This is a genomic window from Exiguobacterium sp. s157 (assembly GCF_018618205.1).
GTDB classification, from domain to species: Bacteria; Bacillota; Bacilli; order Exiguobacteriales; family Exiguobacteriaceae; genus Exiguobacterium; species Exiguobacterium chiriqhucha.
The window spans coordinates 1-228 of sequence record NZ_JACSLQ010000033.1 but is presented as its reverse complement, the minus strand read 5'-3'; the positions used below and the strand labels follow the sequence as shown (position 1 = coordinate 228).

Below are 228 nucleotides of genomic sequence, written 5' to 3'. Positions count from 1 at the left end.
ACCCCCAACTACTTTCGGCGCTGAAGCGCTTAACTTCCGTGTTCGGCATGGGAACGGGTGTGGCCGCTTCGCTATCGCCACCAGACATATATGAGATTAACATTATTTTAACATAATGTCAACTCCTTTTTAAGAGATTGTTCTCTCAAAACTGAAGACTCATCAATTCATCCAAACCTTAGACTAGATCAAAGCCTCGACCGATTAGTATCATTCAGCTCCACACGT

The 228-nt window shown here is 43.9% G+C and carries 1 rRNA gene; it reads right to left on the bottom strand.

Annotated features, from left to right (window positions below):
• A 5S ribosomal RNA gene (gene rrf / locus KNP67_RS15330) occupies window positions 1-85 on the bottom strand; the annotation flags it as partial.
• Between the last annotated feature and the right edge of the window lie 143 nt (window positions 86-228).